We start from the raw sequence: 16443 nt of genomic DNA, 5'->3' as shown, positions 1-16443 counted from the left end.
TTATGGTATTGCATGAAGGCCCATCGCCACGAATACAGACGATCAGCCAAAGGACATGTCCATGTCAGACCAGACTACACCCGACATCATCTACACCAAAACCGATGAAGCGCCGCAGCTTGCCGCGGCGTCGCTCTTGCCAATTATCAAGCGGTTCCTGTCGGCCCTGGATATCTCGGTCGGTACTCGTGACATCTCGCTCGCCGGGCGGATCCTGGCGGCCTTCCCCGAAAAGCTGACAGCAGAACAGAAAATCACTGATGATCTGGCTGAGCTGGGCCATCTGGTGAAGGAACCGCAGGCCAACGTCATCAAGCTGCCCAATATCTCGGCCTCTGTCCCGCAATTGGTGGAGGCGATTACCGAATTGCAGGGACAGGGCTACGACATCCCCGATTACCCCGCCGATCCGCAAACAGATGCCGAAAAAGACACCCGCGCGCGCTTTGACGCAATCAAGGGCTCTGCCGTGAACCCGGTCCTGCGCGAAGGCAATTCAGACCGTCGCGCGCCATCCTCGGTCAAGGCTTATGCGAAGGCCAACCCCCACCGCATGGGCGTCTGGTTGTCCGACAGCAAGACCAAAGTCTCGACCATGGGCGCGAATGATTTCCGTTCAAACGAAACATCCGTGACGCTGAGCGCCGCACAGGCCGCAGGCCCGATCAAGATCACGCATACCGGCGCTGATGGTGCTGTAGCGACGCTTAAAGATGGGCTGAGCATGCCCGAAGGCACGATTGTCGATGCCACCTTCATGTCGGTCGCCGCACTCCAGCAGTTCTATCAGGACCAGATCGCAAGCACCTTGGCTGACGGCACGCTTTTCTCGCTGCATATGAAGGCCACGATGATGAAGGTGTCTGACCCGATCATCTTTGGCCATGCGGTGCGCGCCTATCTGGCACCTGTGTTCGAGAAGTATGCCGATGCCTTCGACAAGGCCGGGATCAACCCCAATGGTGGTTTCGGTACGCTCTTTGACGCCATCGACGCCCTGCCAAACGGGGCCGAAATCCGCGCTGAGATTGACGCACTCCTCGCCGAACGCCCGCCGCTTTACATGGTTAATTCCGACCGTGGCATTACGAACCTTCATGTCCCATCGGACGTGATCATTGATGCCTCTATGCCCGCCGTGATCCGCGCGGGCGGCAAGGGCTGGGGCCCTGACGGGAATGAGGATGACACGAACTGCGTGATCCCCGATAGCTCTTACGCGCCCGTCTATGATGCCGCCGTGAAATTCTGCAAAGCCAATGGCGCGCTTGACCCCGTCACCTCTGGCACGGTGCAAAATGTCGGCCTGATGGCCCAAAAGGCCGAGGAATATGGCTCGCACCCCACCACCTTTGAAATCCCCGCTGATGGCGTGGTGCGCGTTGTGGCCGCAAATGGTGATGTGCTGCATGAACATCAGGTCGCCGCTGGCGATATCTGGCGCATGGCCTCCACCAAAAAGGCGCCGATTGAAAACTGGATTGGGCTGGCGCTCGACCGGATGGCGACCACCGGTTATGACACGATCTTCTGGCTCGACCGCAGCCGCGCCCATGATGCGGAGCTTTTGAAATATGTCGAACCGGCGCTGAAGGCGGCTGGCGTGGCCGACAAGGTGCGGATCATGGCCCCCGAAGCCGCAACAACCGCATCCTTTGAAACCATCTACAAAGGCGAGAACACCATCGCGGTCACCGGCAACGTGCTGCGCGACTACCTGACCGACCTCTTCCCGATCCTTGAGGTCGGCACATCGGCCAAAATGCTTTCGGTCGTCAAACTGATGCAGGGCGGGGGCCTGTTCGAAACCGGAGCTGGCGGCTCCGCGCCCAAACATGTGGAGCAACTGGTGGAGGAAAACCACCTGCGCTGGGACTCCCTGGGCGAGTTTTGTGCCTTGGGCGAGTCTCTGCGCTTTCTGGCGACTGCCCAATCGAACAAGGCAACTGCGGTACTGGGTGATGCGGTTGACGCCGCGACCGAGCGCCTTTTGACCGAAGGCCGCTCCCCCCAGCGCAAGGTTGGTCAGCCTGACAACCGCGACAGCCATTTCTGGTTCGCGCGCTACTGGGCGGAGGCACTGGCCAACCAGACGGCAGATGCCGAGATTGCGGCAAAGTTCAAGGACCTCTCTGAGGCGCTACAGGCGAACGAGGCCGCGATCCTTGCGGAATTGTCATCGGCACGCGGGAACGCGGTCGATCTGGGTGGTTACTATAACACGTCGGACGCAAAAACCGCCGGTATCATGCGCCCGTCTTCGACGTTGAACGGCTTGATGGATGGCTGAGCTGACATTTGCTGGGGCAGCAAGAAAGGTTGCCCCGGCGTTTCCCCTTCCGGCGACGTCGCCGCGACATCTGCAAGTTGCGCAGTAGTGCCCGCGGACCAGGGCAAATGGAACCCTGTAAAAGGCACTAAGTGCGCCAAGCAAGCCTCCACAATTCGGACCGCGCGATCATGCAAATGAACTCGCGTGGATCGCAGGGCGAAGATGCGGTTTTTGCCACCTAGCTCGCGCTCTGCACTTCAAAATTCATAAATCGTCACTTCTCGCGGCGGAACTTGCTGGCTGCTGCGTTAAACCTAACCAATGGCACCCGCATGCGGGCGCTTTTGCAACGAACAACCATAAAACGTTGCAAAAGCGCTCTAGCGTTGCGCTGTCGACAAGTCACGTTCCCGGGGGAGCCACGAATGAATTTGAAACCGCTTCTGATCCTGCCACCGCTTATCTTGGGTGTTGCGGGCTACATCTGGATGACACAACCAGATGCGACCGCTGCGGAACCGGTTGAAGAGGCGCGGTTGGCGGTCCGTGTGATGACCGTCGAACCTGCGGCGCATGTGGTGTCGGCGACGGGCTTTGGCCGCGTCGAGGCCGTGCGGTCGTGGTCGGCCATCTCCCAGGTGGATGGGCGCGTGACCCAGACGCACACCGATCTGTCCGTTGGCACGGTGGTTGATGAGGGCGCGCTGCTGATCCAGGTCGACAAAACGGACTATGAGCTCGCCGTGCAAAAGAGCGAGGCGAACATTGCTGCGGCAGAGGCGCAGCTGGCCGAACTCGACGGACAGGAAGAGAATTCGCAAAATCTGTTGGCGCTGGAACAGCGCAGCCTTGATGTGGCGCAGGCCGAATTTGACCGCAATCAGAACCTCTTTGACAGTGGCACGGCCAGTGCAGCGACACTCGATGCGGCGCAAAAGACGCTTTTGGCGCAAGAGAATGCGGTCACCAACCTGACCAACACCATCGCCCTCTATCCGGCGCAGCGCCAATCTGCGGAGGCGACTTTGGCCGTGCGCGAGGCAGAGCTTGCCGAGGCAGAGCGCGGGTTGTCCAACACAACAATTACCGCCCCTTTCCGCGGGCGTGTCTCTGCAGAAATGGTGCAGGTGGGACAGTTCATTCGCACGGGCGAACAGCTCGTGACCATTGATGCCATCGATACCGCAGAAGTTGTCGGCGCCTTTCAACCGCAGGCTTTTGCATCGGTGGTGAGCGCGGCATTTGACGGAAGAAATCCTGATGTGACCGAGGTCGATGCAACGCAGGTCATCGAGATCATGAGGCGCGGCGATATCAAAGCCTATGTCGCACTGGATTTCGCAGGGGTGCAGGCCCGCTATCCTGCCCAGCTAGCCCGGTTTCGCGGGACCATCGACAGTGAAACCGGCACGATCGGTCTCGCCGTCCGCATCGATGATCCACTGGTCGTAAACACCAATGGAGGTCGGCCACCGCTTGAATTTGGCGCCTTTGTCGGCGTTGTTCTTGAAGGGACAACACCCGCCGAAGCCATTGCTATTCCGCGCACCGCAATTCGGCAGGGTGATGATGGCGCACCCTTTGTCTACACCGCGACAGCGGATGATCGGTTGGCCATCACGCCCGTCGTTCTTGGGCCCGTCGCGGGGGACATGATACTCGTGCAGGGCGGTCTCGCAGCCGGTGACCGCGTGATCCTCTCGGCACCCCGCCCCCCGATTGAAGGGCTTGCCCTGACGCTGATTGAAGATACGGGCGTCACCCAATGATCCGTTATTTCGTCCGGCATCCGGTCGCCGCAAATATCCTGATGTTGCTCTTTGTCGTGCTGGGCATCGCCGTGCTCAGCAATCTGGAGCGTGAGACATTTCCTGAATTCACCGCCGATAGCGTGGTGATCACCGTGCCCTATCCGGGAGCCTCTGCCGTCGATGTTGACGACGAAATCTGCGCGCCACTTGAAGATGCGGTGAGCGGCATCACCGGGCTTGTGGATTTTCAATGCGACTCGCTTGATGGACGGGCCTCGGCAACAGCGGAACTCGATGAGGGTGGCAACCTGATCCAGTTCTTCAATGATGTGTTTTCGGTCGTCTCAGGTATCAACGACTTTCCGTCCGACGCAGAAACCGCAAGTGTTGAGATTGCGGCCCAGACCGATCTGGTCGCGCTGATCGCGATCTCAGGCATCAGCGGGAAAGAGGGGCTGGTCGCCTATGCCGATGAACTCTCTGACCGTTTGCTGACGGTGCCCGGCGTGGCCGAAGCCACCGTGACCGGCATCACGGATCGTGAGTTGCAGGTGACCTTTGACGAGCACACCCTGCGCCGCTTTGGATTGTCGAGCCAGGAACTGGTCGATGCGATTGAGGCCCGTTCTTTCCGGCAACCGCTTGGCTCTGCCGCGCTGGAAGACAGCGATCTGGTGCTGCGCTATGTCGGCGCGACCCGGACCATTGCGGAACTTGAAGACCTGATCATCATCGAAAACGCCGATGGCGGGATCGTGCGCCTGTCCGATCTGGCGACCATCAGCCTCGTCGATAGCGATGAGACCCGGCAAAGCTTCATCGATGGGGCACAAACGGCGATTATCTCGATCTCGAAGACCGCGGATGACGACAGTATCGATGTGTTTGACCGGGTCGAGGACGTGATCAACGCCGAACTCGCGACCTATCCGGACCCGTTTGATATCGTTGTCATCAACAACCTCGCTGACCTTGTGTCCGAGCGTCTGACCCTGATCACGCAGAACATCGCGGTCGGTTTGGTGCTGGTCTTTGTGACGATGTGGCTCTTCTTTTCGCTCCGCGAAGCACTCTGGATTTCGGCAGCTTTGCCCGTGTCCTTTCTCGGCAGTTTTTTTGTGATGAGCCTGCTGGGCATCACAATCAACATGATCACGCTGATCGCGCTCTTGATGGCTGTTGGGCTTATCATGGACGACAGCATCGTGATTGCGGAAAACATCGCGAAATGGCGGCGCAAGGCTCCACCGCTGGTGGCCGCCGCAAAGGGCACGATGGAGGTTCTGCCGGGTGTGATGTCATCCTTCATCACGACCGCCTGTGTCTTCGGTCCGCTCATGTTCATCTCGGGCGAGTTGGGGCAGATCCTGCGGTTCATCCCGATGGTTTTGCTGATCACGCTCGCGATTTCGCTGATCGAGGGGTTTCTGATCCTGCCGCATCACCTCAGCCATTCCGGCGGAGCGGGTGATCAGCCGCCTCAACAACGCCCCGCTGACCGGGCATTGGAATGGGTGCGGGAACAGATTGTTCTGCCCGTGGCCACCGCATTGGTGAAGCTGCGTTACCTGACGCTGGGCACGGTGATAGCAGCATTGATCTTATGCGTGGGCCTCGTGACCTCTGGCACGGTCAAGCTGATCGCCTTTCCCTCAACCGAAGGCGACACCGTCGTTGCGCGTGTTGCGTTGACGTCCGGTATTGCCCGCGAGCGGACCGTCGCAACGGTCGAACAATTGCTCGACGGTCTTGAGACAGTGGATGCGGATCTGACACCCGGAACCACCGATGGCGTCCCGTTGGTTGAGCGTGTTCTGGTGCAATATGCGGTCAACGCCGATGTTCGCGACAATGGTTCGCACACGGCGACCATTACCGTTGATCTGTTGGAAAGCTCGCTGCGCAATGTCACCGCAGATGACATGTTGGCCGCCTGGCGCGCGGCGGCTGGGCCGCTCCCTGACGTGGTGCAGATCAGTTTCTCGCAATCTGAACTCGGCCCCGGCGGCCTGGACCTTGATGTAGAGCTTCTGGGCCGTGACCTTGCCGAGCTTGAAGCGGCGGCGGGGCTCCTGTTGAGCGATCTTCTGGCCCGCGAGGATGTGACCGAAGCGTTTCAGGATTTCTATGGCGGGCGTGAAGAGGTGCAGATCGCCCTGAATGAATATGGCTATTCCATCGGCCTGACACCGCAAGCCTTGTCCGCGCAATTGCGTACCGCCTTCGAAGGCTCTGAAACCGACAACTTCCGCCAAGGGGCTAGTACCCGCACGGTGCGGGTACAACTGGCCGACACAATCGCCAGCGTCACCGAGCTAGAGCGCTTCCCCATCGTCCTGCCAGGCGGTGCACAGACCAGCCTGTCGACTGTCGCTGACCTAACCGCCTCGGCCAGCTATCCCAACGTGACCCGCAAAAACGGCCAAGCGGTGGCGCGCATTCAGGGCAAGATCGATCGCTCTGTCACTACATCCACCGCGATTTCAGGCGTGATCCTCAACGAACTCGCCCCGCAACTCGCGACGGCTTACCCGGACATTGAGGTCAAAATTGGCGGCGCGACAGAGGAACAACGGGAATCGCAACAATCCATGGCGACTTATCTCAGCATCGGGCTGGTTGGCGTTTACATGGTGCTGGCGTTCCAGTTCCGCTCTTACAGCCTGCCTGTCGTCGTGATGCTGTCGATCCCCTTTGCGCTGATCGGGACGATCCTCGGGCATCTGGCCCTCGGCATGGATCTTTCGATGCCCAGCCTTGTGGGCTTTGCGTCTTTGGCGGGGATTGTGGTGAATAACGCGATCCTGTTTTTGACCTTTTTTCAGACGAACCTGCGGGGCGACGATTACGTTTCTGCTTCGCTTGATGCAGTGCGCGACCGGTTCCGCCCGATCCTTTTGTCGAGTGCCACGACCTTTGTAGGTCTTTTGCCCATCATCTTTGATACCAGCCCGCAGGTGCAGACGCTGGTACCGCTTGTCGTCGCTGTCGCCTTCGGCTTGCTCGCCGCGATGGTGCTTGTGGTGCTCGTGCTGCCATCCGTCTTGTCGATCTATTTCGACATGTTCAGCGTGCGGCACTGGATGGATCAGTTCGACGATCAGGATCAGCAGAGATCAGAAGATGTGAAGACCACAAAGGCGCATACCGCCTGAGCCGAAAGGGAAAGAATGATGAAATATACCTTATTTTGCCTGACCGTGGGGCTTGGCGTATTTGCGATAAGCCCCGCATTAGCCCAACAGATGTCGGAAGCCGACAGACAAAAAATCGCCGAAAATCTGGCTCAGGCAGATGCAAATGGCGATGGTGCGATGAACAGTGATGAGTTCCGACAGCTGATCGATCTGAACGCGGCCGACAATCTGGGCCGTGCCAGCAGGGTGATGAATGCCGGCCTCTATGACCGCGTCTTTCAGCGGCTCGATGCCAATGGGGACGGCCTGCTGACCGAGCAGGAAATGCGCGACATGGCCGCCGCGAGGGGAAACTGACCCGGATCAGCTTTACCCCCGTTGCCGAAAAGGGATTTTTGCATTAGAACAAAATAAGAACATTAGTGTAGATTCGGTGTCTCGTGTATGGGGTCGCTCAGGGTTCAGCAGCGTTTGGCAGGTCAGGCGAACGGCCCTGGCCCGATGATGCATACCCTGTCCGAAGCCTTTCCCGACACGGCGACCGATGCGGCAGCTGTGGGGTTCGTGCTTGCCCGTCTGCCGCGCAGCACCGCCCCGATCCTGTGGGTGCAGGACCGCCTGTCGCGCAAGGAGGCGGGGCGGCCATATCTGCCGGGGATTGGGACGGATCGCCCCCTGATCATGGTCGATCTGTCCCGTGCGGCGGATGTGCTTTGGGCGATGGAGGATGGATTGCGATGCAAGGCATTGGGTGGCGTGATTGGCGAGGTGTGGGGCGATCCTGCGGCACTCGATTTCACCGCAACCAAGCGTCTTGCAATGCGGTCCGAGGCGGCGGATGTGCCTTGTTGGCTGATCCGGCGCGCGGCCTCGCCGGACCTCAGCGCGGCCCGCGAACGTTGGCGCATCGCATCGCTGCCTGCCGCACCGCATCCGCACGACGCACAGGCTCCGGGCCTGCCGCGCTGGTCGCTCGACCTCTTCCGCTCACGCCGGCGCCCGCCAGGGCAATGGGTGGCGACCTATGACCGGGCGGCGGATCGTCTCGATCTCGCTGCCCCAGTTCGCGATGGAACGCTGGCAACGGGTGATGGAGCGGCAGGGCAACGCGCCGCCGGATGACATTCCAATCGTGCTGGCGCGGGAGGGGCATCATGGCCCCGTCATCCACGCCGCCAACCGGGCCGCGCGCCTGAATGGCATCCATCCGGGGTCGCGTGTCGTCGATATGCGCGCGATCTGCCCGGAGTTGCAGGTGGAATATGCCGATCCTGCAGGGGATCGCGCGGCGCTGGATCGGCTGGTGCTTTGGGCGCGACGCTGGTGCCCTTGGACCGTGCGCGATGGCGAGGATGGACTGATCCTCGACACCACCGGCTCTGACCATCTGATGGGCGGTGAGGCCGCGATGCTGGTTGAGATGGAGACGCAATTGTCCTTGCTGGGCCTCTCCGCGCAACTGGCCGTGGCACCGACCTGGGGTGCGGCCTGGGCTTTGGCACGGTTTGGGCCGGTCCGCGCGATTTGCGGGCCGGATGAGGTGGGGGTGAAGCTGGGGGCTTTGCCGGTGACCGGGTTGCGGCTCGATGGAGAAACGGTGCTGCTCTTACGCCGTTTGGGTCTAAAAACCGTTGGTGCAGTGATGGATGTGCCGCGCCTGTCGCTGACCCGGCGCTTTGTGAAAGCGGGGCTGGAGGCGAACCCGCTCATGCGGCTCGATCAGGCCTTGGGCAAGCTCGCGGAACCGGTGGCGAGCGTCGATGCGCAGCCGCGTTTCCGCGTGCAAAGCCGGTTGGCCGAGCCAATCTTTGACCCAACGCCTTACCTGCCGGAGCTTTGCGAAAACCTCTGCGAGGCATTGAAACAGGCCGGCCAAGGCTGTCGTCGCCTGCATCTGACCGTTTACCGCACGGATGGGGATGTAAGCCACGTGGATGTGGCGACCTCGGCCACGACCCGCGATCCGGGACATCTGCATGGCCTCTTTCGTGATAAGGTTGAGCGGATCAATCCCGGTTTCGGCTTTGATCTGATCACGCTGGAGGCGGGCGGTGTCGAAGAGATGCAGGAACGCCAGAACCGGCTGGATGGCGGATCGGATGATGATCTGCATCTGACCCGGCTGGTGGACCGCTTGAGCGCGAAATTCGGGCCCCGCGCGGTGACCCGACCCGTCCTGCGCGAAAGCCATATCCCCGAACGGGCCGAAGGGCAGGTGGCCGCTTTGGCCGCTTTGGCCGAGACGGGGGAGGCGGTGGCGAAGGAACGCCCCTTGCGCCTGTTTGATCATCCTGAAGAGGTGCGCGTGCTTTATGCCGTGCCCGAAGGCCCACCCGCGCAGTTTGTCTGGCGGCGGCAGACCCACCGTGTGGCGCGTTATGCCGGGCCGGAACGGATCGCGCCGGAATGGTGGAAAGATCGGCCGGGTACAAGGTTGCGCGACTATTTCAAGGTCGAGGATCAGGCGGGGCGGCGCATCTGGCTTTATCGCGAAGGTTTGCACGAGGATGGGCGCGGCGGTGACCCGCGCTGGTTTGTGCATGGGTGTTTTGCGTGATGAGGTGGGCGTCTTTATTGGCGCGGGTCCTGAAAGGGCCCGGGCCGCGCCCGACCCTCCCCCCGGGAGGGCGCATTTCATGCACCCTGCGCTCCCGCGCGCTACGGCCTCAAAAGGTCCACTGGACCTTTTGCAAGACGGCCTTCGCCCCAGGGTCGGGCGCGGCCCTAAGGTCTCGACATGCCTGAAATGGACAACCAGCGCCCACGGCGCACAATCGAAGACGATGGGTTCACACCCAATGCAAAAGCTCCTTTCGTCGAACTTGGCCTCACTACCTGTTTCTCCTTCCTGCGGGGAGCATCCGACGCGGTGGACCTTGCCACGACGGCTAACGCCTTGGGTTATGACAAGCTGGGCTGCGCCGACCTGAACACCATGGCCGGTGTTGTCCGGCTCCATGCCGAGGCGCTAAAGGCGCAAATCACTCCGGTGATCGGTTGCCGTCTGCAACTGGTCACCGGCGAGGAATTCCTCGCCTATCCGCGTGACCGTGAGGCTTACGGACGGCTTTGCATGCTGCTCTCAAAAGGCAAGATGCACGACACTAACGGTGAATGGCAGGCCAAGGGCGTCTGTGACATCACCCTGGGTGATCTCGCCCAGCACAGTGAACGCGTCCAACTCATCGCCATCCCTGGCCCGCAACTCGACCATTTCGAAGCCGGGTTTCGCAATCTCAAACGTACCCTGCCGACGCTGAAATACATCGCGGCCAGTTACCTTTACCAAGGCGACGACCGGTCGCGGATCAACCGGCTCGACAAGCTCGCCAAGGCGCATGGCCTGTCGATCCTTGCGACCAACGATGTCCGCTACCACGCACCCGACCGACGGCCCCTGCAGGATGTGATGACCTGCATCCTGCACAAGACGACGATCCACAAGGCGGGGTTTTTGCTGGACGCGAACGCCGAACGCTACCTCAAATCCCCTGATCAGATGGTCCAGCTATTCGCTGATTGGCCTCACGCGATCCGGGCCACGCGCGATGTGGCTGATGCCTGCCAATTCGATCTGCGTGAACTGGCTTATGAATACCCCAAGGAGACGGTACCAGAGGGGCGCACGCCGCAAGAATATCTGGAGGAACTCACATGGGCAGGGGCCTCACAGCGCTACCCGGATGGCGTGCCCGCGTCGCTGAAAGAGACGCTGCGCAAAGAACTGACCCTGATCGGCAAGCTGGAGATCGCGCAGTATTTCCTGACAATCCAACAAGTTGTGAACTACGCCCGTTACGACTGCGAACCGCCCATTCTGTGTCAGGGCAGGGGGTCGGCGGCGAACTCTGCCGTCTGCTACGTGCTTGGCATCACAGCTGTGGACCCTGACAAGAACGATCTCCTTTTTGAGCGGTTCATCAGCGAAGAACGCAAGGAACCGCCCGATATCGACGTCGATTTTGAACATGAACGGCGTGAGGAGGTGATCCAGCATATCTACGAAAAATACGGGCGTGACCGAGCTGCGCTTTGTGCCACCGTCATCCATTACCGCCCGCGCATGGCCGTGCGCGAGGTGGGCAAGGTCATGGGGCTTTCCGAGGACATCACCACGGCCCTCGCCAAAACCATCTGGGGGTCATGGGGCCGCGAAGTGGGCGCGAAGGAAGCCGCCGAGGCGGGCATCGACCTCAAAGACCCGCTGATGGCGCGCACGATCAAGCTCGCCGATCAGATGATCGGGATGCCGCGCCATCTGGGCCAGCATGTGGGCGGGTTCATCCTGACCGAGAAAAAGCTGATCGAAACCGTGCCTGTGGGCAACGGCGCCATGCCCGACCGGACATTCATCGAATGGGACAAGGATGATATTGATGAGCTGCGCATCCTCAAGGTCGATGTGCTGGCGCTGGGCATGCTCACCTGCATCCGCAAGGCGTTTGACCTGATTGAAGCGCATTATGGAGAAAAACTAACCCTCGCGAGCATAAAAGGCGGCGATAAAGCCACATATGATATGCTCTGCAAGGGCGACAGCCTCGGTGTGTTTCAGGTGGAAAGCCGCGCCCAGATGAACATGCTCCCCCGCCTGAAACCCCGCGAATTCTACGACCTCGTTATCCAGGTCGCTATCGTCCGCCCCGGCCCGATCCAGGGCGACATGGTCCACCCCTATTTACGCCGTCGCAACGGGCTGGAGGCCGAGGATTACCCATCCCCCGCACCGCCGCATGACCCGGATGAACTGCGCCAGGTCCTCTCACGCACCAAGGGCGTGCCGATCTTCCAGGAACAGGCGATGAAGCTCGCCATGGTCGCCGCCGAATTCAGTCCCGATGAGGCGAACCAGCTGCGCAAGGCGATGGCGACGTTCCGGTCCAAGGGAACCATCGGAGAACTTGAGGACAAGATGGTCAGCCGCATGATCGGGCGCGGTTATGAACCGGAATTTGCCGCGCGCTGTTTCAACCAGATAAAGGGTTTCGGCGATTATGGCTTCCCCGAAAGCCATGCGGCGAGCTTTGCCCATCTGGTCTATGTGTCCAGCTGGATCAAATGCCATTACCCGGATGTGTTCTGCGTCGCCCTGCTAAATTCCCAGCCCATGGGATTTTACGCCCCCGCCCAGATCGTCCGCGATGCGCGCGAGCACGGGGTGATCGTCCGCGCAGCGGATGTCAATTATTCCAACTGGGACAACACATTGGAACCTGTTGGCCCTGACACCTTTGCCATCCGGCTGGGTCTGCGTCAGATCGATGGCGTGCGGGAGGATGCCGCGCACCGGATGATGGCCGAACGTCACACGCCCTTCACCGACCTTGCTGATCTGAAAAAGCGCGCACGGGTCGACGCGGGCACCATGCGCAAACTGGCCGCCGCGGATGCGTTTCGGTCCATGACGCTCGACCGGCGGCAAGCGCTCTGGGATGCGCGGGCGCTGCGGGATGCGCCGGACCTGCCGCTTTTTGCAGAGAAAAAGGATGAGGGCGAGGAAATCCGCTTTGATCTGCCGCAGATGCCGGTCTGTGAACATGTGGTGGCCGATTACCAGACGACGCGCCTCTCGCTGAAGGCGCATCCGCTGTCATTCCTGCGCAAAAGCATGGCAAAACAGGGCTATACGCGCACCGATGAACTCGAAACCATGCGCAATGGGCAATCACTGAAGCTCGCCGGGATCGTCCTGATCCGCCAGCGCCCAGGCAGTGCAAAGGGGGTCTGTTTCATCACTGTCGAGGATGAAAAGGGCGTCGCCAATCTGGTTGTCTGGCCCAAGGTGATGGCGGCCTATCGCAAGGTCATCATGCAGGCCCGCGTCATCGATGTGCGTGGGATCATTCAGAAAAGCGATGATGTGATCCATGTGGTCGCCCACCACCTGGCCGACCGCAGCGACGCGCTGGCGCGGCTGTCAAATGATGTGATGGAGCCGCCCTTGGCCCATGCGGATGAGGTCAAGCGCAATATCGATGTCGATCACCGCATGCGGCATCCACGCGATGTGCGGGTCATCCCAAAGTCGCGGGATTTTCATTAGAAAACGTAGACAAAACCTGGTGATCAGGGAGCCACCCTCTCGCCCGGTGGTCCCCACCGGGCAGCGCCCGTCCGCCCCCATGGGCGGGCGCGGCCCTCTGCCCGAAACTGCAAAAATGAATGCTAACGGGCAGTTAACCCACCGTACGCCTTCCCCGCGGGGAAGGTTGCTCAGAAAGCGCCAAACCATGTCGCTAACATGAGCGTCACCAGCAGCGCCACTACCGGGATCGCTACGGCGACGACGAAGATCGGCCCGTAGGCCTCGCGATGGGTCAGCCCTGCAATCCCCAAAAGTGTCACCACTGCCCCATTGTGAGGCAATGCGTCCAGCCCACCTGTCGCCAGCGCCACGATCCGATGCAGGGCGGCGGGGTCCATCCCCTCGGCCAATGCGGCCTCCAGATAGCGCGGGCCAAGTGTGTCCAGCGCGATCGACATACCGCCCGAAGCTGACCCGGTCAGCCCCGCAAGCAAACTGGCCGAGGCTGCGAGGCTCGTGAGTACCCCGCCGGGGATGTCGTTGGTCAGCGCGTTGACGGCTGCGAAGGCAGGCAAACCTGCGACCACCGCGCCGAAGCCCACAAGTGCCGCGGTGTTAAAGAGCGGCAGCAAGGCCGCCTGCGATCCGGCGCTCAGCGTTTGCCGCTGATCCTCCAGCCGGGTCCATGTCATCGCCAAAAGCAACAGGATCGCGAGCGAAATCGCCCCAATCAGCGCCCAGACGCCGATCACCTCGGATGCCGTCACGCCGCCCCACGCCGGATCCGCGAGATAGGATAGATCGACGTTCGGCAATACTAGCTCGGCCAGTACCCAATTGGCGGCAAAGACAGTCAAGATGGGCGCAACAGCACACCAAAGCGAGGGCAGGTTGAGGATGGGCCGGTCGGCACCCGTTTCAGACAAGGCAGGCGAGACAGGAGCCTGCACCCGCGCTGCGAATTGCAGGTAGGCCAGCCCTCCCAAAGCCATAATCAGCCCGGCAATGATCCCCAGACCGGGTGCGGCAAATGCTGTCGTCCCAAAGTAAGGCATCGGGATCGCGTTCTGGATCGCGGGCGACCCGGGCAGGGCGCTCATCGTGAAGGTAAATGCCCCCAGCGCGATGGCAGCCGGGATCAGGCGCTGGGCGATCTGTCCTTCACGGAACAGCGCGACAGCCAGCGGATAGACGGCAAAGGCCACGACGAATAGCGACACACCGCCATAAGTCAGGACCGCGCAAGACAGAACAACAGCGGGCAAGGCCTGTGCCGGGCCAAGGCGCGAGACGATAAAGCGCGCCAGTGCCATGGCCGCCCCTGAATCCTCCATGACCTTGCCAAACACAGCCCCCAGCAGGAAAAGCGGCAGAAACGCGATCACAAATCCGCCCGCAGCGGGCATGAAGCGTTGGGTCAGCGTGGCAAAGATCGGGTCTGCCGCCAATCCGGCGGCAAACAATGCCATCACCGGTGCTGCCAGCAGCACGGGCCAGCCGCGATAGACGGACCAGATCAACAGGCCCAACGGCAAAAGAAGGGTCAACAGGATCGACATTTTTGCGGGTTTCAGCGTGGCTGGAATGCGGTTGCGGTATCACTTTGCCGCAGTGCAGCAAGACTTGCAATCGTTGTGGTCGCCCCGGTGCTCACATGTCGCGGTGCGTATCCAGATATGTCCGTACGCGTTCGAGCGCGGGCAGCAATTCAGTGAACAGTTCAGCCCCCAGATCGTCCGCCATCTGCCGCAATGGACCGTCCATACTGCTGATGGCATCCCGCTGCATCTGCCGGCCTGCGTCAGTTAGAAAAACGACCTTGCTGCGCCCGTCTGTTTCATGCGGCGCCATGCGGATAAAGTATCGTTTTTCCAGCACCGCCAACGTGTGGGTCATTGTGGTCTTGGGTACCTGAAACGCATTCGCGATGGCGAGCGGTGTCTTCTCATCGCCAAGGCGGACCAGATGGTTGAGCACCGCGAAATGCGACACATGCAGCCCGTCGGGCAGGCGGGCCTGAAACAAGGCGCTGCTGAGCTGATTGATGATCCCGATCTCGTTAAAGAACTGAAACAGCGACTTGTCTTCTGTGTTCATCCGGCCCTCAGATCAATTTGGCCTCAAGCGGCCAGCGCGGGCTCGGCCCAATCGCCACGCCATAGCCCAGACGGCACAGCATTTGCACGGTCTCCCCCTCTTGCGCAAGCATCTGGTGGATCTGCGCATAATGCGAGGCCATCTCGGGATATTCCTGCAGCGCCTGGCTCAGCGGTTGCATACCGACCCCAAGCGCTGTCGCTGCAAGGTTCAGCCTGACCCAATCACGGCCCGCATTGATCTGATCAAGCCGCGTATTGCCTGGCGTTGCTTGCCAAAGATGTCCCATTGCCGTCTGCGTGTTTTCAAGAACCGCCGCCTTACCTTGGGCGAACATGGTCGATGTTGGGTCAAGCGTGCCTTCGCGTGTCATCAGACCTAAAGCGCCAAGGGTCTCGAACATGGGCCCGGAGAAGTCTATGCCGTCGGGGTTTGCCTCAATCTCGGCCTTGCCGATCCGGAAAAGGTCGACGCTTTCCTTGAACGTGTGGGGCGTCTCAATCTCAACGATCAGCGCATCGGTTGTGATTTGCCGCAAAGCTGCGATGCTGCTTTCGCTGACGTCCCCCGCAACGCGGCTGCCATGGCGCGCCGCTGCACGAAGGGTGTCGACCGTTTCGACGGACAAAGCGCGGCTTGTATCAAATGGCTCCTTGTTGGAACGGCGGTCCATCACATGTGCGAAAAGCGGATCGGGCGTGACGCTACCATCCTCCCGAAACGTGGCAACAGCAACCGGGCGGTCATCAAGGGCATTGAGGTCTGAGCCATCTGGAAAGACCTGCAGATCAATGGCGTATCCGTCTTCTGCCGCGGCCATGACCATCAGTTCCAGAAAACAACCAAGCCCGATTGTGATCTGCCGGTTCAGCGGGTCTGTATGCGGTAGCAACCTGCTGTGATCCACGTGCAGAACCACCGTGTCGCGGGCAGATATGTCGACAAGCCACGGCTGCTGATTATGGGGATTTGGCGCGAGGATCGCATAGGACAGCGCGCGCATGCGCGGCTCTTCATAAAGTGATCCGGCATCACCCCATGGTGCCAGCGCGTCGGTCGGTTGCCGGGTTGCGATGGGACCAAATGTCGCCGTTGCTGCCAGCACAACACCACCACCAGCGAGGGTCAGGAACTTGCGTCGTTGCATTGCCTTATCTCCAT

General features: G+C 60.6%; 10 protein-coding genes. 7 read left to right on the top strand and 3 right to left on the bottom strand.

Going from position 1 to position 16443, the window contains the following annotated elements; genetic code table 11:
* Positions 1-61: 61 nt before the first annotated feature.
* The 7 genes from SLH47_RS15840 (at position 62) to SLH47_RS15810 (ending at position 13203) form a co-directional block, all read left to right on the top strand.
* The gene (locus tag SLH47_RS15840; RefSeq protein ID WP_320240619.1) at positions 62-2290 is read left to right on the top strand and encodes an NADP-dependent isocitrate dehydrogenase; all 2229 of its coding nucleotides are present in this window, start codon (positions 62-64) and stop codon (positions 2288-2290) included.
* A gap of 407 nt (positions 2291-2697) precedes the next feature.
* Positions 2698-4041, top strand: a complete 1344-nt coding sequence (locus SLH47_RS15835) for an efflux RND transporter periplasmic adaptor subunit (RefSeq protein WP_320240618.1) — start codon at positions 2698-2700, stop codon at positions 4039-4041.
* Positions 4038-7178, top strand: a complete 3141-nt coding sequence (locus tag SLH47_RS15830) for an efflux RND transporter permease subunit (RefSeq protein ID WP_320240617.1) — start codon at positions 4038-4040, stop codon at positions 7176-7178. The genes SLH47_RS15835 and SLH47_RS15830 overlap by 4 nt, the downstream gene beginning before the upstream one ends.
* Before the next feature lie 18 nt (positions 7179-7196).
* Positions 7197-7517 (top strand): hypothetical protein, encoded by a 321-nt coding sequence (locus SLH47_RS15825; RefSeq protein ID WP_320240616.1) that lies wholly within the window; start codon positions 7197-7199, stop codon positions 7515-7517.
* Positions 7518-7661: 144 nt separating this feature from the next.
* Complete coding sequence (locus SLH47_RS15820; RefSeq protein WP_320240614.1) at positions 7662-8282, top strand: hypothetical protein; 621 nt, start codon at positions 7662-7664, stop codon at positions 8280-8282.
* Positions 8251-9717, top strand: coding sequence for a DNA polymerase Y family protein (locus tag SLH47_RS15815; protein WP_320240988.1), 1467 nt, complete (start codon positions 8251-8253; stop codon positions 9715-9717). The genes SLH47_RS15820 and SLH47_RS15815 overlap by 32 nt, the downstream gene beginning before the upstream one ends.
* A gap of 180 nt (positions 9718-9897) precedes the next feature.
* Entirely contained in the window at positions 9898-13203 is a 3306-nt protein-coding gene (locus SLH47_RS15810; RefSeq protein ID WP_320240613.1) for an error-prone DNA polymerase, read from the top strand.
* A 170-nt stretch (positions 13204-13373) separates the two neighbouring features.
* Here SLH47_RS15810 and SLH47_RS15805 read toward each other — a convergent pair whose 3' ends face one another.
* From SLH47_RS15805 to SLH47_RS15795, 3 genes are all read right to left on the bottom strand, one after another.
* Complete coding sequence (locus SLH47_RS15805; protein WP_320240611.1) at positions 13374-14744, bottom strand: GntP family permease; 1371 nt, start codon at positions 14742-14744, stop codon at positions 13374-13376.
* Between the two features lie 91 nt (positions 14745-14835).
* Positions 14836-15282 (bottom strand): MarR family winged helix-turn-helix transcriptional regulator, encoded by a 447-nt coding sequence (locus SLH47_RS15800; RefSeq protein ID WP_320240609.1) that lies wholly within the window; start codon positions 15280-15282, stop codon positions 14836-14838.
* A gap of 7 nt (positions 15283-15289) precedes the next feature.
* On the bottom strand, positions 15290-16429 hold the full coding sequence (locus SLH47_RS15795; protein WP_320240607.1) for an Acg family FMN-binding oxidoreductase: 1140 nt from the start codon (positions 16427-16429) through the stop codon (positions 15290-15292).
* Positions 16430-16443 lie beyond the last annotated feature (14 nt).

The organism is Cognatiyoonia sp. IB215182 (genome assembly GCF_033963905.1).
Taxonomy (GTDB): Bacteria; Pseudomonadota; Alphaproteobacteria; order Rhodobacterales; family Rhodobacteraceae; genus Yoonia.
The sequence above is the reverse complement of the archived record's forward strand: the minus strand, read 5'-3'. Positions and strand labels throughout refer to the sequence as shown.